Genomic DNA, 19178 nt, shown 5'->3' with positions numbered 1-19178 from the left:
TGGGGGCCCGGCCGTAATCTGACGGCTTTCTTTCAGCAGCACGCCTTGGTGTCCCGCTCGGCCAGATGGGCGTGCCCGCTGTTGTCGGCGCCGCCCACCGCGGCGAGGAATTCGTCGAGGTCGATCCGGCGCCCGCCCAGCCAGGTCCCGGTCACCTGCACGGCGTCGATCAGCTCGTGCGGGTCGACGGTCCACGGGTCGGCGCTGAGCTCGACGAAGTCGGCCAGCTTGCCGACCTCGATCGATCCGACGAGATGGTCCCGGCCCAAGGTGCGGGCGGCGTCGAGGGTCTGCGCACGCCACGCCTGATCCAGCGTGATCGCCTGGTCGGGCCGGTGCACACCGCCGTTGCGCGTGCGCCGGGTGACGGCGGTGGCGACGTTGATCACCGGCGTCGGCGGCGACACCGACCCGTCGTTGTGCAGCGACACGCACGCCCCGGAGGCGACAGCGTCGCCGAACGCCGCCCACCGCGCCCCGTGTGCCGGCTCGAACATCGCGCCGTCGAGCAGATCTCCCCAGTAGTAGTACTGGAACGGGGCCAGGGACACGTGCACGCCGAGCCGGGCCGCCCGATCGAAATGCGCGCGGGTGCCGGCTCCGCAGTGCTCCAACCGCCAGCGGTGGTCGGTGCCCAGCAGGTGGTGCCGGGTCAGTGCGTCCTCGTAGGCGTCCAGCGCGAGATCGAGCGCCAGGTCGCCGTTGGCGTGGAAGGCCATCTGCCAGCCTGCGCGGCGCGGTCCAGGATCGCGTCGAGCTGCGCTCGGCTGTAGTTCATCGAGCCTGCGCCGCCCGCAGTGGCCGGGTCGATCCCGGCGGTGCGGGTGGCCTCGGTGTCCAGGTACGGGAACGAGATCGCGATGTTGCCGACCCACGGCGAGCCGTCGGTCCAGAGCTTGACACCGGCCTTCGTCAGCCAGGACTCCCCGGCCGCGAACTCGGCGGTCTGCCAATAGGTGTCGGTGGTCGACACCTCCCACATGCTGATCCGCAGCGGGCACGACGGCGCCGCGGCGAGCGCCTCGTACCCTGCGGCGAACTTCGGGTCGTAGGTCATGTCCGAGGTCGAGGTGTAGCCGCCGCGCGCCATCAGCGCGAAATAGCTCGCAGCGGACACGAGGGGGTCGCCCATCTTCGCGATCAGCGGCATCGTCACCGCGGACACCACCGGCAGCTCGAATCCCTGGCCGTTCAGCGAGCCGTCCGGGCGGCGGCCGAAGTGCGAGGCCACCGGGTCGGCGGGTGGCTCGGCATCCCAGCCGTAGCTGCGGATCAGCGCGGAGTTGAAATACACGCCGTGTCCGGAGTTGTCGGTGACCACGGCGACGCGGTCGCCGAAGATCCGGTCGAGTTCGTCGGCGTCGGGTGCCGGATGACCGTGCAGCAGCGCGTCGTAACCGGCGAACCACAGCGGGGTGTCGGGTTCGCCGGTGGCCAGCGCGTCGGCGAACACCCGCTGCACGTCGGCCCAGCTGGGGCAGTCCCACGGCGCCACCGAACGTGCGGGCGCCTGCGTGGCCACCCCGCTGATCAGTGGATGACCATGCGGCTCAACGAATCCCGGGGCCAGCACCGCCGCGCCGGTGTCGACGACCACGGCGTCGGGCAGTGCACGGCGGCAGTTGTCGACACTGCCCACCGCGACGATCCGGTCCCCGGACACGGCGACGGCCTGCGCGCGCGGAGCGCCGTCGTCCATCGTGATGATGGTCCTCGCGGTCAAGATCAGTTCAGTCACCGGCACAGTGTGTCATCGCGACCTGGCGGACTCGGGTCATTCGGGCTGTGAGACGCTGCCGTCATGTTTGCTCGCGGTATCGGCCTGGTCGCCGGAGTCATGGCCGATGCGGTGTTCGGTGATCCCCGCCGCGGTCACCCGGTGGCGCTGTTCGGAAGCGGTGCAGCGGCTTTGGAGCGTCGCACCTACGCCGACAGCCGCGACGCCGGGGTGCTGCACACCGCCGCGCTGCTGGTGGCCGCAGGCGCAGGCGGCGCCGCGGTCGAACGCCTCGCGCGGCGGCGCGGCGGGTGGGCCGAGGCCGGATGTATGGCCGCCGCGACGTTCGCCGCCGCCGGCGGCACCACGCTGAGCCGCACCGGGGAGCAGATGGCCGGGCTGCTGGCCGCCGGCGACGTCGACGGGGCGCGTGCGCTGCTGCCGTCCCTCTGCGGGCGGGACCCGTCGGTGCTCGACACCGCCGGACTGACCCGCGCGGCGCTGGAGTCGATCGCCGAGAACACCGCGGACGCCCAGATCGGTCCGCTGGTGTGGGGGGCGCTGGCCGGCACGCCGGGCGTGCTGGTTTATCGCGCCGCGAACACGCTTGACGCGATGATCGGCAACCGGTCCCCGCGTTACGCGCGGTTCGGCTGGGCGGCAGCCAGATTCGACGACCTGGTCAACCTGGTCCCGGCGCGGGTGACGGGTCTTCTGGTGGTGGTGTGCGCCCCGGTGGTCGGCGGCTCGCCCGCCGCGGCCTGGCGGGCGTGGCGCCGGGACGCGGCCAAACACCCCAGCCCCAACGCCGGTGTCGCCGAGGCGTCGTTCGCCGGCGCGCTCGGGGTGCGGCTCGGCGGGCCGACGCAGTATGCCCACGAACTGGAGATCCGGCCGACCCTCGGCGACGGCCGCGACCCGGACGTCGACGACCTGGCCCGGGCGGTCCGCTTGTCGCGGGCGGTGCAGGTGCTGGCGGCGGCGGTGGCCGTCAGCGTCGCTTGCCGTAGCGGTCGGCGAGTTTCTGCTCGGTGGTGAGCGGGATGGGCTCGTCGCCGGCGTGTTCGGCCTCGGCCTCGGCGAGCGCCTTCTCCCGCCGGCGGACCTTGATCTCGGAGTACACGAAGTAGCCGACGCCGATCGGGGCGATGATGCCGAACGCGATCCACTGGATGCCGTAGGACAGGAACGGGCCCGAGTCGAGATGGGGGAGCGGGATCACCCCGAGCCCGCCGGGCTGGTCGGCATTGAGTTGCAGATACGAACCCGCCAGCGGCACCCCGGTGAGCTCGGAGATCTGCGGGATGTTGATCGAGTACACCTGCGTCACGCCGTCGGCTTCGAACGGCGTCTTGTCCCTGGCCACACCTTCGGTATCACGCAGCCGTCCGGTGATCGTCACCGTCCCCGTCGGGGGAGCGTCGAACTCCGGCACCTTCGAACCCTCGATCGGCTTCACATAGCCACGGTCGACCAGCACCGTCGGCCCGCCGTCCACGGCGAACGGCACCAGCACCTCGAACGCGGGGTCACCGTCGATCAGCCGCAGCCGGGCCAGCACCTCGGCCTCGGGCAGATAGCGGCCGGTCGCGGTGACCTGCTGCCACTGCTCCTCCGGGGCGGCCGAATCCTGGTGGGGCAGCACGCTGCTCACCGGCACCGGCTCGGCGTCCAGGGACCGGGCGATCTGGGCGTTCTCCCGGGTCGTCTTGGTGTTCTTGCCGAGCTGCCACGGCGCGAGCACGGTGAAGCACAGATACGCGAACGCGAGGACGACGACGAACAGCGCCAGCCACTGGGGCCGGAACAGGAATGCCCACCGGCGCATGATCAGCCCGCCTTTTCCCGGTCGGCCAACTGCTCGTCCACCCACCGGTGCAGCCCGGGCAGCGCGGCGTCGATCACCGCGAACACGTCCTCGAAGTCGTCCTGGGTGCCGTAATAGGGATCCTCGACGTCGGGGACGTGCGCACCCGATCTCGGGTCGAAGGAGCGCAGCATCCGCAGCCGCTCGGCGGGCACCCCGGCGTGCTGCAGAAACCGCAGATGGTTACGCCCCAGCGCCACCACGAGATCGGCGGACAGGTGGTCGTCGGTGAGCTCGGCCGCCCGGTGGGCCGTCGGGTAGCCGTGCTCGCGCAGGACGTGGCCGGCGCGGCGGTCGGCGGGCTCGCCCTCGTGCCAGTGCCCGGTGCCCGCGCTGGTCACCCGGACGACGCCGGCCAGCCCGCGCTCACCGATCTGGTGGGCGAACATCTTCTCCGCCATCGGGCTCCGGCAGATGTTGCCCGAGCACACGAACGTGACGTGCAGCAGCTCAGACACCGAGCACCTCGCGCAGCGCGTCGACGTCGCTCACATGCGCCAGCGCGCCACCGTCGCCGTCGGCGAAGTCGCGGTGGCCGTAGCCCCAGCCCACGACGATCGTGCCGATGCCGTGCACCGCGGCCCCCTCCACGTCGTGGAACCGGTCGCCGATCATCACCACCCGTTCGGGCAGCGGAGCCAGGTGCTCCAGCGCCCGCGCCACCACGTCGGCCTTTGCGGACCGGGTGCCGTCCGGGCTCGCGCCTGCGATCACCTCGAAGCAGGTGTCCAGGCCGAAGTGGGCGAGGATGCGCTGCGCGGTCGGCTCGACCTTGGACGTCGCCACCGCCAGCCGCACCCCGGCGGCCTGCAGATCGGTCAGCAGCGCCGGGATGCCCTCGAACGGCCGGTTCATCGACCAGCCCCGGCTGACGTAGTCCGCGCGGTAGGCCGCGATCGCGGTGTCGGCCCGGTCGCCGAGGCCCAGCCTGCGCAACGTGTCGGGCATCGGGGGCCCGACGATCATGCTGACCAGGTCACCGTCCGGGACGTCCGCACCGACGGCGTCCAGCGCGTGACGGAAGCTGGCGACGATGCCCTCGGCCGAATCGGTCAGGGTGCCGTCGAGGTCGAAGATCACCAGGTCGCCCCGCCGCACGGGGGCGACGCGGCGGGTGCCGTCCAGCATGTCTGTCACGCGTCCATTGTCCCTGAGCCCGGGCCGGGGGTGCCGCTCGGTTCCGGGTGACTTCGCGCGCACTAGTGTCGTGCTGTGGCAAGTGTCCGGCTGGTCGACATCATCGACGTGCTCGAAGCGGCCTACCCTGCCCGCCTGGCGCAGAGCTGGGACTCCGTTGGCCTTGTTTGCGGAGACCCGGCCGAACCGGTGACCGCGGTCACCGTGGCCGTCGACGCCACCGCCGAGGTGGCTGCCGGGGTGCCCGACGGCGGGCTGCTGCTGGCGCACCATCCGCTGCTGTTGCGCGGGGTGGACTCGGTGGCGGTGGACACCGCCAAGGGCGCGCTGATCCACTCGCTGATCCGCACCGGCCGCGCGCTGTTCACCGCGCACACCAACGCCGACAGCGCCTCGCCGGGAGTGTCCGACGCACTCGCCGACGCGCTCGGTCTCGAGGTCTGCGACGTCCTCTCGCCGGTGCCGGCGGGGCCTGCGCTGGACAAGTGGGTGGTGTTCGTGCCGGCCGAGAACGCCGACGCGGTCCGGTCGGCGATGTTCGTCGCAGGCGCCGGGCAGCTCGGTGACTACTCGCAGTGCAGCTGGAGCGTGACCGGGACGGGTCAGTTCCTGCCCGGCGACGGCGCCGCACCGGCGATCGGTTCGGTGGGCACGGTCGAGCACGTCACCGAGGACAGGGTGGAGATGGTGGCCCCGGCCGCCCGCCGCAGCGCGGTGTACGCCGGGCTGCGCGCCGCCCATCCCTATGAGGAGCCCGCATTCGACGTGGTCGCGTTGCAGACCCCGGCCGGCGACGTCGGTCTGGGCCGGATCGCGACCCTGCCCGAACCCGAACCGCTGTCGGCGTTCGTGTCCCGGGTCCGCGGCGGGCTGCCCAGCACGACGTGGGGCGTGCGCGCGTCGGGCGATCCCGACGCGACCGTGTCCCGCGTCGCGGTGTGCGGCGGCGCCGGGGACTCGCTGCTCGCCGAGGTGGCGTCCGCCGGGGTGCAGGCCTACGTCACCGCCGATCTGCGCCACCACCCCGCCGACGAACACCGGCGCGCCTCCGACGTCGCGCTGGTCGACGCCGCTCATTGGGCCACCGAGTTCCCCTGGTGCCATCAAGCCGCAGCGTTGCTGCGCAACCACTTCGGCGCGTCGCTGCCTGTCACGGTGTCCGACGTGCGTACCGATCCATGGAATGTCGAGGGATGTTGACGTGAAAGCCTCAGTGGCACAACAGCAGTTGCTCGCCCAGCTGGCCGAGATCGACGCCGAGCTGAGCCGGCTCGAGCATCGGACCAAGAACCTGCCGGAGCAGAAGGCGGTCGAGACGGCCCAGGCCGCCCACCGCGAGGTCGCCGACCGCCTGGGCGCGCTGCAGATCGCGCTGGACGACATCGACGCGCAGATCGCGAAGTTCGACACCGAGATCGACGGCGTGCGCCAGCGCGAGGACCGCGACCGGGCGCTGCTGGACGGCGGCACCGTCGACCCCAAGCAGCTCGCCGACCTGCAGCACGAACTCGAGACGCTGCAGCGCCGACAGTCCAGCCTGGAGGACGCCCAGCTGGAGGTCATGCAGCGCCGCGAGGACCTCTCCGATCAGCTGGCGCGTGAGCAGGCCGCGGCGGCGGAGCTGCAGAGTGCGTGGGACGACGCGGTGCGGGCATGCGACCTGGCCCGACAGGAGCTGACCCAGGCCAAGGACCAGGCTGCGGCCCGGCGCGGCGAACTGGTCGCCTCGATCGACGACGAACTCGGCACGCTCTACGAACGTCAACGCGCCCGCGGCGGTGTGGGCGCCGGTGTGCTGCAGGGCCGCCGGTGCGGTGCGTGCCGGATCGAGATCGACCAGGGGGAGTCCGCGAGGATCGCCGCAGCCGCCGAGGACGAGGTGCTGCGTTGCCCTGAGTGCTCGGCGATCCTGCTGCGCGTCAAGGCATCCCGCGCATGAAGGTGATCGTCGAAGCCGACGGCGGGTCGCGCGGTAACCCGGGTCCCGCGGGCTTCGGCGCGGTGGTGTGGTCGGCGGACCGCGGTGCGGTGCTCGCCGAGGCCGCGGAGTCGATCGGCAGGGCCACCAACAACGTGGCCGAATACCGCGGCCTCGTCGCCGGTCTCGGCGCCGCCGACGACCTCGGCGCCACCGAGGTCGAGGTGTACATGGACTCGAAGCTGGTGGTCGAGCAGATGTCGGGGCGCTGGCGGGTCAAGCACCCGGATCTGGCTCCGCTGCACCAGCAGGCGAGTGACCTCGCGCGCAGGTTCCAGAAGGTCAGCTACGCGTGGATTCCACGCGCGCAGAACAGTCACGCCGACCGGCTCGCCAACGAGGCGATGGATGCGGCGGCCGGCGGCGAAATGCCGGCAGCCAGAACCGAAGTCGTTGCCAACCCGGCCGGCTGGACCGGTGCCCAGGGTGCGCCGACCCGGCTGCTGCTGCTGCGGCACGGTCAGACCGGGCTGTCGGTGGAACGCCGATACTCCGGCCGCGGCAACCCCGAGTTGACCGAACTCGGCGCCCGGCAGGCCGACGCGGCGGCGCGCTATCTGGGCGGCAAGGGCGGCATCGACGTCGTCGTGTCCTCGCCGCTGCAACGTGCCCACGACACCGCCGCGGCCTCGGCCAAGGTGCTCGGACTGGACGTCGAGGTGGACGAGGACCTGATCGAGACGGATTTCGGTGCCTGGGAAGGGCTCACGTTCTCGGAGGCCTCCGAACGTGACCCGGAGCTGCACCGGCGGTGGCTGCGCGACACCTCGGTTCCGCCGCCGGACGGGGAGAGCTTCGACGCCGTCGCGGCCCGGGTGTCCAGGGCGCTGCAGCGGCTCGTCACCGAGCATGGCGGCAAGACGATCCTGGTGGTGTCCCATGTGACGCCGATCAAGACGCTGCTGCGGATAGCCCTCGATGCGGGCCCGGCGATCCTGTACCGGCTGCATCTGGATCTGGCGTCACTGTCGATCGCCGAGTTCTACCCCGACGGCGCCGCGTCGGTGCGACTGGTCAATCAGACCGCCTATCTGTGATCGCCGTGCATGTGCACGCGCTCACCGTGTAGGCCGAACAGCGCGATGGCCTCCACCGGTCCGTCGACGACGCCGAACCAGTGTGGGTTCCACGTCGAGAACTCCACGGCCTCACCGGGTTTGATCGTGAAGTCACGGTCACCGAGGATCAGCCGCAGCTGCCCGGACAGCACGTACATCCAGTCGTGGCCCTCATGGACCGGCAGTTCGGCCGGCGGGGTGCGCCTGCGTGCGCTGACCCGGATCTTGTACGCGTGCAGTCCGCCCGCGGGTCCCTGTCCGGTCAACGGCCAGAACGTGATCTGGTTGTGCGTGTGCGACGCGCCGCGCACCCGCGGATCCTCGACCTCGGGGGCGCGCAGCAGTTCGTCGGTGCTGACCGACAGCGCGGACGCCAGCCGCGGCAGGTGATCCAGCGCCAGTCGGCGCTTGCCGGATTCGAGCCGGCTCAACGTGGAGATGTCGATATTCGACCGGGTTGCCACGTCCTCCAGCGTCATTCCGCGCTGCAGCCGCAGATCCCGCAGGCGTCGTCGCACCCGGACGTCCACACTCTCGTCATTTGCCTCCATGGCAATTCACCTTGGCAGGTACTCCGGGGTGGGTGCAAGGTCGTGTCATGGAGAAAATATGGGATTGCGTGGTCGTCGGCGGTGGCGCGGCCGGGCTGAGCGCCGCGCTGGTGCTCGGCAGGGCCAGGCGGCACACGCTACTCGTCGACGCCGGTGAGCAGAGCAACCTGGCAGCACCGGGAATCGGCGGGCTGCTGGGCTTCGACGGGGTGCCGCCGGCGCAGCTGTACGCCAGGGGACGGCTCGAACTGGCCGGCTATCCGAGCGTCGAGGTGCGCGACGGTGAGGTGGTGACCGGCGCGGCGACAGACGGCGGCTTCACGGTGGAACTGGCTGACGGCAGCGCCGTGCAGACCAGGAGCGCGCTGCTGGCGACCGGGATGCGCTACGAGTTCGCATCGGTTCCCGGGATTGCGGAGCTGTGGGGAAGGTCGGTGTTCCACTGCCCGTTCTGCCATGGCTGGGAGGTGCGCGACAGGCCGCTCGCCGTACTGGCGGACGGGGACCGCGGCGTGCACATGGCGACGCTGCTGCGCGGGTGGAGTGACGACGTCGTGCTGCTGACCGGAGGTCCGGCCGCGCTCACCGATGCGCACCGGTCGACGCTGGCCGATGCCGGGGTGGCGGTGGACGAGCGCGTTGTCGCGTCGGTGGCCTCGGCAGGTGGTGAACTGGACGCGGTGGTGTTCGCCGACGGCACCGACATGGCGCGTGCAGGCTTGCTGGTCGCCACGACGCTGCACCAGCGCAGTGCCCTTGCGGGCAAGCTGGGCGTGGAGCTGGCTGCGCCGGGGCCGCTTTCGGCCGACGCGATCGAAGTCGACGGGTTGTTCCGGACATCGGTTCCCGGCGTGTTCGCAGCCGGCGACGCAAGCGCGCAGGTACCGCAGGTGGCGGCCGCGATCGCGGCAGGGTCGGCGGCGGCAGCATCAGTGGTGGCGAGTTTCTTGGAGGAGCGATGACATCTGAGGTCAAACAGCACTGGGAGGGCCGGTACGCCGAGCGGGATCGGATCTGGAGCGGGCGGGTGAACCCGTGGCTGGCCGAGGTCGCCGCACAGGTGCCGCCTGGCCGGGCCCTGGATCTGGGGTGCGGCGAGGGCGGTGACACGGTGTGGCTGGCCGAACACGGCTGGCAGGTGGTCGGAGTCGACATCTCCGAGACCGCGCTCGGGCGGGCCGCCGCGGCGGCGAAGGAGCGCGGGCTCGCCGACCGGGTCCGGCTCGTGCAGATGGATCTGTCGGAGTCGTTCCCCGAGGGCACCTTCGACCTGGTCTCGGCGCAGTTCCTGCAATCGATGGTGCACCTGGACCGGGAGCGGATCTTCGCCGCCGCGGCACGCGCGGTCGAGCCGGGTGGTCTGCTGGTGGTGGTCGATCACGGAGCGGCGCCGCCGTGGGCTCCGCAGCATGTGCAGGACCACGTGTTCCCGAGCGTCGACGAGGTACTTGCGTCCATCGACCTCGGTGAGGGGCCGTGGGATCAGGTGCGGGCCGAGGCGGTGACTCGTGACGCGGTGGGGCCGGACGGTAAGCAGGCGCCGCTGATCGACAATCTGATCGTTCTGCGGCGCGGTTCTGTCGGAGGTGCGGGGTAGCGTCGGGTGCATGTTCGAAAGTTTGTTCGATGTTTCGGAGGCTTCGGGTGAGGCCGAGTTGCGGGCGGCCGTCGAGCGGTTGGAGGCGCTGAAGTCCGCGGCTGCGGCGGCGCAGGCGCGGGCGACGGCGTTGTGGGCGGCCAAACGGCACGCGGCCGAGGAGGCGGCCGGGGTGCCGGCCGCCAAGCGCGGGCGTGGTCTGGGTGCGGAGGTGGCGTTGGCTCGCCATGACGCCCCGGTGTGCGGCGGGCGGCATCTGGGGTTCGCGCAGGCGTTGGTGGACGAGATGCCGTGCACGTTGGCCGCGTTGGCGTGTGGGGCGCTCTCGGAGTGGCGGGCCACGTTGATCGTGCGGGAATCGGCGTGTTTGTCGGTGGCGCAGCGGCGGGAGTTGGATGCCGAACTGTGCGGTGATGTCGTCAGGTTGGCGGGGTGGGGGAACAACCGGGTCGAGGCGGAGGCCAAGAAGATCGCCGCCCGGCTGGACGCGGCGGCGGTGGTGGCGCGCGGGCGGGCGGCGGTGGCTGATTGCGCGGTCAGTGTGCGGCCGGTGTCGGACACCATGGTGTGTGTCAGTGTGCGGCTGCCCTTGGCGAAGGGGGTGGGGTTGTATGCGGCGTGTAAACGGGCCGCCGACACCACCTTTGACGAGCGGCCGCGGGGTCAGGTGATGGCTGAGACGGTGTATGCGCGGGTGACCGGTCACCCTGCGGACGGGCCGGTGCCGGTGGCATTGAGCCTGGTGATGGCCGACACCACGTTGGCTGGTGACGATGACGAGCTGGGTTGGCTCGACGGCTACGGCCCGGTCCCGGCCGGGTTCTGCCGGGCGTTGACCGGGGATGCGGCTGCGGATGCCGAGCCGAAGGCCACCCTGCGGCGGCTGTATCGGCATCCGGAATCGGGGCAGTTGGTGGCGATGGAATCGAAGGCCCGGAAGTTTCCGAAAGGGTTGGCGTTGTTGTTGCAGCGCCGCGATCGGACGTGTCGCACGCCGTATTGCAATGCCCCGATCCGCCACCACGACCACGCCGTACCAGCCCGCGACGGCGGGCCGACGAGTGCGGGCAACGGGCTGGGGTTGTGCGAGGCGTGCAACTACGCCAAGGAAGCGCCGGGCTGGCAGGTCAGCACCAGTGAGGACAACGGTGAGCATCGGGCCGAGTACGTCACGCCGACCGGGGCGACCTACACCTCGATCGCACCCCCACTGCCCGGGCCGCCGGTACGACGACGGCTCAGCCTGGCCGAAGGCCGACTCAGCATCGACCTCGTCACCTTCGACGCCGCCTAAGAGCCCAGCGGGACCGGGGCGAGCTGGGTCAAGCGCACGCTGTTGCCCGACGGGTCCCGGAACCCGCAGTCGATGCCGTAGGGCATCTCATGGGGCTCCTCGGTGAACTCGACGCCGCGCGCCTTCAGGTCTTCGTAGCTGGCGCGGCAGTCCTCGGTGGTCAAGAAGATGGTGCCGGCGAACCCTTTCGCGGTGATGTCGAGCACCTGCTTCCTGGTCGACTCGTCCATGACGGGTTCACCGGGCACGGCCATCAGCACGATCGACACGTCGTCCTGGCCGGGCGGTCCGACGGTCAGCCACCGGAAAGGGGTGTCCCCGTCGGGCAGCGAAACATCCTGGCGCACTTCCAAACCCACCTTCTCGGTCCAGAACTTCAGTGCGACTTCCTGGTCGTGTACCCACAAGTGGGCGCTGGCGATCTTGATCATGACCCCGACGCTACGACGGCGCCGGTGCGGGCGTCTTCTCCCCGTGTGCTGTCTTTCGGGTGTCGCGCCGCAGGATGCAGCTCGGGATCCTCGCGTGGATCGCCGCGGGCGGCATCGATGCGCGGTAGGCCGCGGGCGGCAGGCCGTAGGTGCGGGCGAAGCTCGTTGTGAAGGAGCCCACGCTCTGCAGGCCCACCATCACGCAGATGTCGGCCACCGACCTGTCGGTGTGGCGCAACAGCGCCGCCGCGCGCTCCAGCCGGCGAGTCTGCAGGTACGCCCGCGGCGACTCGCCGAAGGTCCTGGTGAACATCCGGCTGAAGTGGGCCCGGGACAGCCCGGCGGCGGCGGCAAGGTCGTCGACGGTGATCGGTTCGGAATAGCGCGCGTCCACCAGATCCTTGGCCCGCATCAGGTAGCGGGCAGGCGGAACCTGAGCCATGGTCACAGTATGGCCCCGCGACCGGTACCTTGTTAGGGCGGATGAGCTGGCTGGGCGGCCGCGGCACCGACGGTGTCGAGGAAAGTCCGGACTTCACAGAGCAGGGTGATTGCTAACGGCAATCCGAGGTGACTCGCGGGAAAGTGCCACAGAAAACAGACCGCCACCCCAGTGCCTCCGGGCGCCGGGGCGGTAAGGGTGAAAAGGTGCGGTAAGAGCGCACCAGCATCCCGGGTGACCGGGGTGGCTTGGTAAACCCCACCCGAAGCAAGGCCAAGAAGGCCGCAACCTGGTTGCGGCCGCGCAGGCGTTCGAGGGTTGCTCGCCCGAGCCTGCGGGTAGGCCGCTCGAGGCACCCGGCAACGGTGTGTCCAGATGGATGGTCGCCGCCTCGCTGCCGCATGCGGTGGCGAGGAACAGAATCCGGCTTACAGGCCAGCTCATCCGCCCCAGATCAGGACTGGCCCACGGCCTTCTCCAGCTGCCGCAGGGCGTCCTCGAGCTGCTCCTCGCAGCGGCGGGCGAGGTCGTCCTCCTGCTGGTACAGCAGCCCGTAGGTGAAGGTGTCCTCGCCCGCGGCGTACGCCACCAGCGCCTGCCGGCTCAGATGCGCCCGGCTGACCACACTGTCCTGGTGGTCGCCGAGCAGGGACTGGATCGCCTTGGCCCGGTGGGCCACCTTGGTCTGCCCGGTCGCCGCGGCGGTGTAGCGCAGCTGCTTGGCCCGTTTACGGATGCGGTGCAGCGCCTCGTCGGGATCGGAATCGCCGTCGGTGGCGCGACGAGCCGCCTTGGCCGCCTTACGGACCCGCGTGTAGGCCGAGTCGATCGTCAGCTCGGCATTCCCGCCGCCCCGGCCGGATCGCGGGCCGTCCTCGGCGACCAGTTCCTCCAGCGCGTCGAGCAGCCGGAAATAGCGCGGCGAGCGCATCGCCGTCAGCGACCGCTTCCACCCCGTCCGATAACGCTTCTCGGCGCCCGCGACGAGCCGTTCGCGTACCGGACCGCGCACGTTCGCCTCGGGAAGCTCGTCGAGGGCCCGCCCGTAACGCTCGGCGAGCACCTCGGCATCGCGGGCGACGCCCAGCACGCCGGCCAGCTCACGCAACTCGTCGAGGACCCATTCCCGGCCCTCGAGGTCGAACGAACCCTCCGAGGACTGCAGCAGGCTGCGGATCTTGCGCGTCGCCACCCGCATCTGATGCACCGAATCCCACGCATCGGCCCGCACGGCCCGATCCCAGGTGATCAGCTCGGCCAGGTGCTCGGACACCGCACGCCGGGCCGGGTCGGCCGGCGTCGCGGCGGCTGCCGGGGCGTCGGCGGCATCAGACGACGCGAGCACCCGCGCCAGCTTCGAGCCATGCCCGGCGGGCACGGCCCCGGCATCGAGGAGCCGGTTCGTCAGCCGGTCGAACACGTCGGCGGAGGTGCCCGCGTGCAGCTCGAGTTCCCACTCGCGCCAGTGCTGTTCCTCGCCGCCGACCGCCGACGCCGTGACCTGGTCGTCGCAGAACTCGGCCAGCGCGGCGCCGTCCGGCCCGTAGAGGAGTTCGACGTTGCGGGTCGTGCTGATTCGTGCGACCGGTGCCAGCGGCCGGTCCCGCACGATCGCGAGCACGATGTCGCGCAGGCTCTCCGGTACGTCGGTCTCGTCCGAGCCGTCCTCGGCGAGCGGGGCGTGCACCTCGGTGCGGCTGTCGGGCCCCGCCGGCAACTTCAGATGCCATGCCGCGTCCGGGCCGCCCGTCCGCCGGCGCAGCGTGATCTTGTTCCGCGCCAGGTCGCGTTCCGATGTGTCGAAGTACACAGCATCGAGTGACTGTGATGGTGAGCGCTCCACCCGGCCGACCGCCGACAGCCCGCCGAAGGACGGCGAGACGGTGTCCTGCACCACGTCGAATTTGCGCTCGGTCTCGGTGTACCTGGAGGTTTCGGGCGATTTGGCCGACATTTTCACCCTGTCTCTGAGGTGGTTCGCGGGACCACAGCGTGCCACACCGAGGTGACGCGCAAGCCGGAGTGCGGGGGTCGGTGAAAAATCTCTTTCGGCGCGCCTGAGGGTAGGTGCGCGCATTTCATGATCGTTCTCTTAGGATGCTCTTATGAGTCCAGTGGTGCGGCTCGACGACTACATCGACCGCGAAGGCAACATAGCTATCCCGGCCGGCGTCACGCTGACCGCGTTCATCGACCGCAACGTCGAGGAATTCGGTGATACCCCCGCCTACCGGTATCTCGATTTCGACCGCGATCGCACGGTCGAGCTGAGCTGGAGGGAGCTGCGGACCCGGCTGCACGCCGTCGGCGCCCGACTACGTCAGGTGACCGAACCCGGAGACCGGGTCGCCGTGCTCGCGCCGCAGGGCGTCGACTACGTCGTCGCGTTCTTCTCGGCGATCATGGCGGGCTCCATCGCGGTCCCGCTGTTCGCCCCCGAACTTCCCGGCCACGCCGACCGGCTCGACGCGGTGCTCGGCGACGCCGAGCCGACGGTGGTCCTGACCACGACGGCGGCCGCGGCGTCCGTCCGGGACTTCCTGCGCAAGCTGCCTCGCGACCGCCGGCCCAGGATCATCGCCACCGACGCGGTGCCCGACAGCGTCGGTACGGGGTTCGTCCCCGCACCGTTGCGCACCGACGACGTCGCCTACCTGCAGTACACGTCCGGTTCCACCCGGGCGCCGGCCGGCGTCGAGATCACCCACCGCTCGGCCTGCACCAACGTCGTCCAGATGGCCGACTCCGTCGGCCTGGAACCGAACATCCGCAGCGTCAGCTGGCTCCCGCTGTTCCACGACATGGGGCTGCTGATGATCATGTTCCCGGCGCTGTGCGGCGGGCACCTCAACCTGATGTCGCCGGTGGCGTTCGTGCGCCGCCCGTACCGGTGGATCAAGGAGCTCGGCGCGTCCGATACCCCCACCTTCGCCGCGGCACCGAACTTCGCGTTCGAACTGGCGGCCCAGCGCGGTCTGCCGCCGGCGGGGGACACGCTGGACCTCAGTAACGTCGCGGGTCTGATCAACGGGTCCGAGCCGGTCAACGTGGCCTCGATCGACAAGTTCCACGCCGCGTTCGCGCCCTACGGCCTGTCCGATGCCGCGGTCAAACCGTCCTACGGGATGGCCGAGGCCACGCTGTTCGTGTCCACCACCGGTCCCGGGGCGCGACCCGTGCCGACCTTCCTGGACCGCGCCGAACTGTCCCTGGGCAACGCGGTGCGCGTCGACGCCGACCACCCCAACGCGCTGGCGCAGGTGCCGTGTGGCGCCGTCGCCCGCAGCCAGTGGGCCGTGATCGTCGACCCGGCCACCGACGCCGAACTGCCCGACGGCCGCGTCGGGGAGATCTGGCTGCACGGCGACAACATCGGCCGCGGCTACTGGGGCCGGCGCGAAGAGACCGAACTGACCTTCCAGAACAAGCTGCAGTCCCGCGTGCTCTACCACAGCCACGCCGAGGGCTGCGCCGAGGACGCGCTGTGGCTGCGCACCGGCGACCTCGGGGTCTACCTCGATGGCCAGCTCTACATCACCGGCCGCGTCAAGGACCTGGTGATCGTGGACGGGCGCAACCACTACCCGCAGGACATCGAGGCCACGGTCGCCGAGGCCTCGTCCGCCGTGCGTACCGGGTTCGTCGCGGCGTTCTCGGTGCCCGGCGACGGCCGCGAAGAGGTCGTCATCGTCGCCGAACGTGCGCCCGGGGCGGGCCGCGCCGAGGCCGGCCCCATCCGGGAGGCGATCCGCGCCGCGGTGTCGCGCAAGCACGCGCTGCCGCTCAAGGAGATCAAACTGGTTGCGGCGGGCGTGATTCCACGAACGACGAGCGGGAAGCTGGCGCGCCGGGCCTGCCGGGCCGAGTACCTGGAAGGCAAACTGTAACCGCTACAGTCCGAGGGTGACCGAATTCCAGACCATCACCTTCGAACAGACCGGTTCGATCGCTCGCATCACGCTGAACCGCCCGGATGCGGCGAACGGCATGAACGGTGCGATGACGCGCGAACTGGCCGTCGCGGCGGCTCGCTGCGACAGCCCGGCCACCAAGGTCGTCGTCCTCACCGGGGCGGGCCGGTTCTTCTGCGCCGGTGGTGATCTGAAGGACTTCGCGTCCGCGCCCAGCAGGGGAGCGCACGTCAAGGGCGTCGCCGACGACCTGCACCGGGCTATCTCGACACTGGCGCGGATGGACGCGGTGCTGATCACCGCGGTCAACGGCACGGCCGCCGGTGCCGGCTTCTCGCTGGCAGTCGCCGGTGACCTGGTGCTGGCCGCAGAATCAGCGTCGTTCACGATGGCCTACACCCGCGTCGGGCTGAGCCCCGACGGCGGCGCGTCCTACCACCTGCCGCGACTCATCGGCACCGCCAAGACCAAGCAGCTGATGCTGACCAACCGCACGCTGACGGCGCAGGAGGCCTCGCAGTGGGGTCTGGTCGGCGAGGTCGTCGCCGACGATCAGCTCAGGGTGCGCGCCGACGAGCTCGCCGAGCAGATGGCGCGCACCTCGGCCGGATCCAACGGCGGGGTCAAGGCGCTGCTGTCGGACACCTTCGGCAACGGCCTGGAGCAGCAGATGGAACTGGAGGCGCGGCTGATCGCGGCGCGCGCCGAATCCGCCGACGGGCGCGAAGGTGTCGATGCGTTCCTGTCCAAGCGCAAGCCGGAGTTCGGTCCGCGCTAGAAGGAGTGCTCCTCGGCGGGGAACACGCCCGTGGCGACTTCGTGGGCGTAGTCGGCGGCGGCTCGGCGCAACTCGTCGCCGACCCCGCCGAAGCGCTTGACGAACTTCGCCGTCCTGCCCGAGGTCATGCCTGCCATGTCCTGCCACACCAGAACCTGCGCATCGCAGTTCGGTCCGGCGCCGATCCCGACGGTGGGGATCGTCAGCTTGCCGGTGATCTGGGTGGCCAGCTCTGCCGGCACCATCTCCATCACCACGGCGAACGCGCCGGCCTCCTGGACGGCGATCGCGTCGTGGATGGTCTGCTCGGCCGCGTCCCCGCGGCCCTGGACCCGGAAACCGCCGAGGCCGTTGACGCTCTGCGGGGTGAAGCCGATGTGCGCCATCACCGGGATGCCGGCGGCGCTGATCGCGGCGATCTGCTCGGCCACGCGCTCACCGCCCTCCAGCTTGACGGCGTGCGCGCCGGTCTCCTTGAGCATCCGCGTCGCGGTGGCCAGCGCCTGTTGTGCCCCGGCCTCGTAACTTCCGAACGGCAGATCGGCGACGACCAGCGCGTGCGGTGCGCCCCGGACGACACCACGCACCAGCGGGATCAGCTCGTCGAGCGTCACCGGGACGGTGGTGTCGTAGCCGTAGACGACATTGGCGGCGGAGTCGCCGACCAGGAGCACCGGGATCTGAGCCTCGTCGAAGATCGCGGCGGTGGAGTAGTCGTACGCGGTCAGCATGGCCCACTTGTGGCCTTCGGCCTTCCACTTGTGCAGATGGTGGGTGCGGACCTTCACGCGCTTGGGCGTCTCGGCGACAGCACCGTACACAGGCTGTTCAGACATCGTTGTCCCCCAATGGGCGAGTCGTTGTGAATCCTCGTGGCCCATCCGGGTCCCCGGGTTTCGCTGACCCGCCCAGTCTGCCACTGTGTCACCGGAAGTTGAACGGCGTGTTAAGTGGATTACCTCACACCCGTCGCGCCCCGGCATACGATCTGCGGCATGCAACGGCTCAGCGGACTCGACGCCAGCTTCCTGTACCTCGAAACCGCAGACCAGCCTCTGCACGTGTGCTCGATCCTGGAACTCGACACTTCCACGATGCCGGGCGGCTACACCTTCGACCGGCTGCGCGACGGCCTGGAGCTGTGCATCAAGGCCATGCCCGAGTTCCGGGAGCGCCTCGCCGACAGCAGGTTCAATCTGGATCACCCAGTCTGGGTGGAGGACAAGGACTTTGACGTCAACCGCCACCTACACCGAATCGGCCTGCCCGCGCCGGGCGGCCGCGCGGAGCTCGCCGAGATCTGTGGCCACATCGCCTCGCTGACCCTCGACCGGTCGCGTCCGCTGTGGGAGATGTGGGTGATCGAGAACGTCGCGGGCACCGACGCGCACGCGGGCGGCCGCATCGCCGTGCTCACCAAGGTGCACCACTGCGCGGTCGACGGCGTGACGGGGGCGAACCTGATGTCGAAGCTGTGCACCACCGAGGCCGACGCGCCGCCGCCCGATCCGGTCGACGGGCCCGGCGGCGGCACCGAACTGGAGATCGCCGTCAGCGGCGCGCTGCGGTTCGCGACGAGACCGCTGAAGCTGGCCAACGTGCTGCCCAACACGGTGTCGACGGTGGTCGACACCGTCCGGCGCGCCCGCAACGGCCGCACCATGGCGCCGCCGTTCGCCGCGCCCAAGACCGCGTTCAACGCCAACGTGACCGGGCGCCGCAATGTCGCGTTCGCGCAGCTGGACCTCGAGGACATCAAGACGGTGAAGAACCACTTCGGCGTCAAGGTCAACGACGTGGTGATGGCACTGGTGTCCGGCGTGCTGCGCACGTTCCTGCTCGAGCGCGGCGAGCTGCCCGAGAGCTCACTGGTGGCGATGGTGCCGGTCTCGGTGCACGACAAGTCCGACCGTCCCGGCCGCAACCAGGTGTCGGGCATGTTCTCCCGCCTGGAGACCAGCATCGACGACCCGGTGGCCCGGCTCAAGGCCATCGCGGAAGCCAATTCTGTTGCCAAACAGCATAGTTCGGCGATTGCCGCGACCCTGCTGCAGGACTGGACCCAGTTCGCCGCGCCCGCGGTGTTCGGGGCCGCGATGCGGGTGTACGCCAGCAGCAGGCTCAGCGGCGCGCGACCGGTGCACAACCTGGTGATCTCCAACGTGCCCGGCCCACAGGGCCCGCTGTACATGCTCGGCTGCGAGGTCGGGGCGATGTACCCGCTCGGGCCGATCTTCCACGGCTCCGGACTGAACATGACCGTGATGTCACTGTCGGGCAATCTCGACGTCGGCATCGTGTCGTGCCCCGAGCTGGTGCCCGACCTGTGGGACATGGCCGACGCGTTCGACGTCGCGCTGCGCGAGCTGCTGGACGCGACCCGGTAGTGCCCCGCCGCACGCGCCGTGCCAGCGGGG

General features: G+C 70.5%; 18 protein-coding genes, 1 other RNA gene and 1 pseudogene. 11 read left to right on the top strand and 9 right to left on the bottom strand.

Annotated features, from left to right (window positions below):
- Positions 1-32 precede the first annotated feature (32 nt).
- Positions 33-1699 (bottom strand): annotated as a pseudogene (locus C6A87_RS17295) (amidohydrolase).
- A 102-nt stretch (positions 1700-1801) separates the two neighbouring features.
- Between C6A87_RS17295 and C6A87_RS17290 the strand changes: the two are divergent.
- Positions 1802-2755 carry a cobalamin biosynthesis protein gene (locus C6A87_RS17290; RefSeq protein WP_311113417.1) on the top strand — a complete coding sequence of 318 codons (954 nt, stop codon included), beginning with the start codon at positions 1802-1804 and terminating at the stop codon, positions 2753-2755.
- Here the strand turns inward: C6A87_RS17290 and C6A87_RS17285 are convergent.
- The 3 genes from C6A87_RS17285 to C6A87_RS17275 are packed head-to-tail and all read right to left on the bottom strand — an operon-like array spanning position 2709 to position 4712.
- Positions 2709-3545, bottom strand: a complete 837-nt coding sequence (locus tag C6A87_RS17285) for an SURF1 family protein (protein ID WP_311113416.1) — start codon at positions 3543-3545, stop codon at positions 2709-2711. The genes C6A87_RS17290 and C6A87_RS17285 overlap by 47 nt on opposite strands.
- A gap of 2 nt (positions 3546-3547) precedes the next feature.
- A complete protein-coding gene (locus tag C6A87_RS17280; RefSeq protein WP_311113415.1) occupies positions 3548-4042 on the bottom strand; it encodes a low molecular weight protein-tyrosine-phosphatase in 495 nt (164 codons plus the stop codon).
- Entirely contained in the window at positions 4035-4712 is a 678-nt protein-coding gene (locus C6A87_RS17275; protein WP_311117967.1) for an HAD hydrolase-like protein, read from the bottom strand. Before C6A87_RS17275 ends, C6A87_RS17280 begins: the two co-directional genes overlap by 8 nt.
- 84 nt (positions 4713-4796) lie before the next feature.
- Here C6A87_RS17275 and C6A87_RS17270 point away from each other — a divergent pair, with 84 nt between their 5' ends.
- The 3 genes from C6A87_RS17270 to C6A87_RS17260 are packed head-to-tail and all read left to right on the top strand — an operon-like array spanning position 4797 to position 7736.
- Positions 4797-5921 carry a Nif3-like dinuclear metal center hexameric protein gene (locus C6A87_RS17270; RefSeq protein ID WP_311113414.1) on the top strand — a complete coding sequence of 375 codons (1125 nt, stop codon included), beginning with the start codon at positions 4797-4799 and terminating at the stop codon, positions 5919-5921.
- A gap of 1 nt (position 5922) precedes the next feature.
- Positions 5923-6660: a C4-type zinc ribbon domain-containing protein gene (locus C6A87_RS17265; protein WP_311113413.1), complete on the top strand. Its 738-nt coding sequence runs from the start codon at positions 5923-5925 to the stop codon at positions 6658-6660.
- Positions 6657-7736, top strand: coding sequence for a bifunctional RNase H/acid phosphatase (locus tag C6A87_RS17260; protein ID WP_311113412.1), 1080 nt, complete (start codon positions 6657-6659; stop codon positions 7734-7736). Before C6A87_RS17265 ends, C6A87_RS17260 begins: the two co-directional genes overlap by 4 nt.
- Here the strand turns inward: C6A87_RS17260 and C6A87_RS17255 are convergent.
- On the bottom strand, positions 7727-8308 hold the full coding sequence (locus tag C6A87_RS17255) for an XRE family transcriptional regulator (RefSeq protein ID WP_311113411.1): 582 nt from the start codon (positions 8306-8308) through the stop codon (positions 7727-7729). The genes C6A87_RS17260 and C6A87_RS17255 overlap by 10 nt on opposite strands.
- Before the next feature lie 47 nt (positions 8309-8355).
- On the opposite strand from C6A87_RS17255, the gene C6A87_RS17250 reads away from it, so the two are divergent.
- From C6A87_RS17250 to C6A87_RS17240, 3 genes are read left to right on the top strand one after another with little or no spacing between them, the layout of a single operon-like run.
- Complete coding sequence (locus C6A87_RS17250; protein WP_311113410.1) at positions 8356-9270, top strand: NAD(P)/FAD-dependent oxidoreductase; 915 nt, start codon at positions 8356-8358, stop codon at positions 9268-9270.
- Complete coding sequence (locus tag C6A87_RS17245) at positions 9267-9905, top strand: class I SAM-dependent methyltransferase (RefSeq protein WP_311113409.1); 639 nt, start codon at positions 9267-9269, stop codon at positions 9903-9905. The genes C6A87_RS17250 and C6A87_RS17245 overlap by 4 nt, the downstream gene beginning before the upstream one ends.
- A gap of 10 nt (positions 9906-9915) precedes the next feature.
- Positions 9916-11199, top strand: a complete 1284-nt coding sequence (locus C6A87_RS17240; protein WP_311113408.1) for an HNH endonuclease signature motif containing protein — start codon at positions 9916-9918, stop codon at positions 11197-11199.
- Here the strand turns inward: C6A87_RS17240 and C6A87_RS17235 are convergent.
- Both C6A87_RS17235 and C6A87_RS17230 read right to left on the bottom strand, forming a co-directional pair.
- Positions 11196-11630, bottom strand: a complete 435-nt coding sequence (locus C6A87_RS17235) for a VOC family protein (RefSeq protein ID WP_311113407.1) — start codon at positions 11628-11630, stop codon at positions 11196-11198. The two genes, C6A87_RS17240 and C6A87_RS17235, sit on opposite strands and share 4 nt — an antisense overlap.
- 10 nt (positions 11631-11640) lie before the next feature.
- Positions 11641-12072, bottom strand: coding sequence for a helix-turn-helix transcriptional regulator (locus C6A87_RS17230; protein ID WP_311113406.1), 432 nt, complete (start codon positions 12070-12072; stop codon positions 11641-11643).
- Positions 12073-12114: 42 nt separating this feature from the next.
- On the opposite strand from C6A87_RS17230, the gene rnpB reads away from it, so the two are divergent.
- Positions 12115-12519: RNase P RNA component class A (gene rnpB, locus C6A87_RS17225), an RNA gene on the top strand.
- A gap of 7 nt (positions 12520-12526) precedes the next feature.
- On the opposite strand, the gene C6A87_RS17220 is transcribed toward rnpB, so the two are convergent.
- Positions 12527-14026 carry a CYTH and CHAD domain-containing protein gene (locus tag C6A87_RS17220; protein ID WP_311113405.1) on the bottom strand — a complete coding sequence of 500 codons (1500 nt, stop codon included), beginning with the start codon at positions 14024-14026 and terminating at the stop codon, positions 12527-12529.
- 151 nt (positions 14027-14177) lie between these two features.
- Here C6A87_RS17220 and C6A87_RS17215 point away from each other — a divergent pair, with 151 nt between their 5' ends.
- The gene (locus C6A87_RS17215) at positions 14178-15959 is read left to right on the top strand and encodes a fatty acyl-AMP ligase (RefSeq protein ID WP_311113404.1); all 1782 of its coding nucleotides are present in this window, start codon (positions 14178-14180) and stop codon (positions 15957-15959) included.
- 16 nt (positions 15960-15975) lie between these two features.
- Entirely contained in the window at positions 15976-16761 is a 786-nt protein-coding gene (locus C6A87_RS17210) for an enoyl-CoA hydratase-related protein (protein WP_311113403.1), read from the top strand.
- Here C6A87_RS17210 and panB read toward each other — a convergent pair.
- On the bottom strand, positions 16758-17597 hold the full coding sequence (panB, locus tag C6A87_RS17205; protein WP_311113402.1) for a 3-methyl-2-oxobutanoate hydroxymethyltransferase: 840 nt from the start codon (positions 17595-17597) through the stop codon (positions 16758-16760). The genes C6A87_RS17210 and panB overlap by 4 nt on opposite strands.
- A gap of 159 nt (positions 17598-17756) precedes the next feature.
- On the opposite strand from panB, the gene C6A87_RS17200 reads away from it, so the two are divergent.
- Complete coding sequence (locus C6A87_RS17200) at positions 17757-19148, top strand: wax ester/triacylglycerol synthase family O-acyltransferase (protein ID WP_311113401.1); 1392 nt, start codon at positions 17757-17759, stop codon at positions 19146-19148.
- Positions 19149-19178 lie beyond the last annotated feature (30 nt).

Source organism: Mycobacterium sp. ITM-2016-00317, assembly GCF_002968295.1.
Taxonomy (GTDB): Bacteria; Actinomycetota; Actinomycetes; order Mycobacteriales; family Mycobacteriaceae; genus Mycobacterium.
The sequence above is the reverse complement of the archived record's forward strand: the minus strand, read 5'-3'. Positions and strand labels throughout refer to the sequence as shown.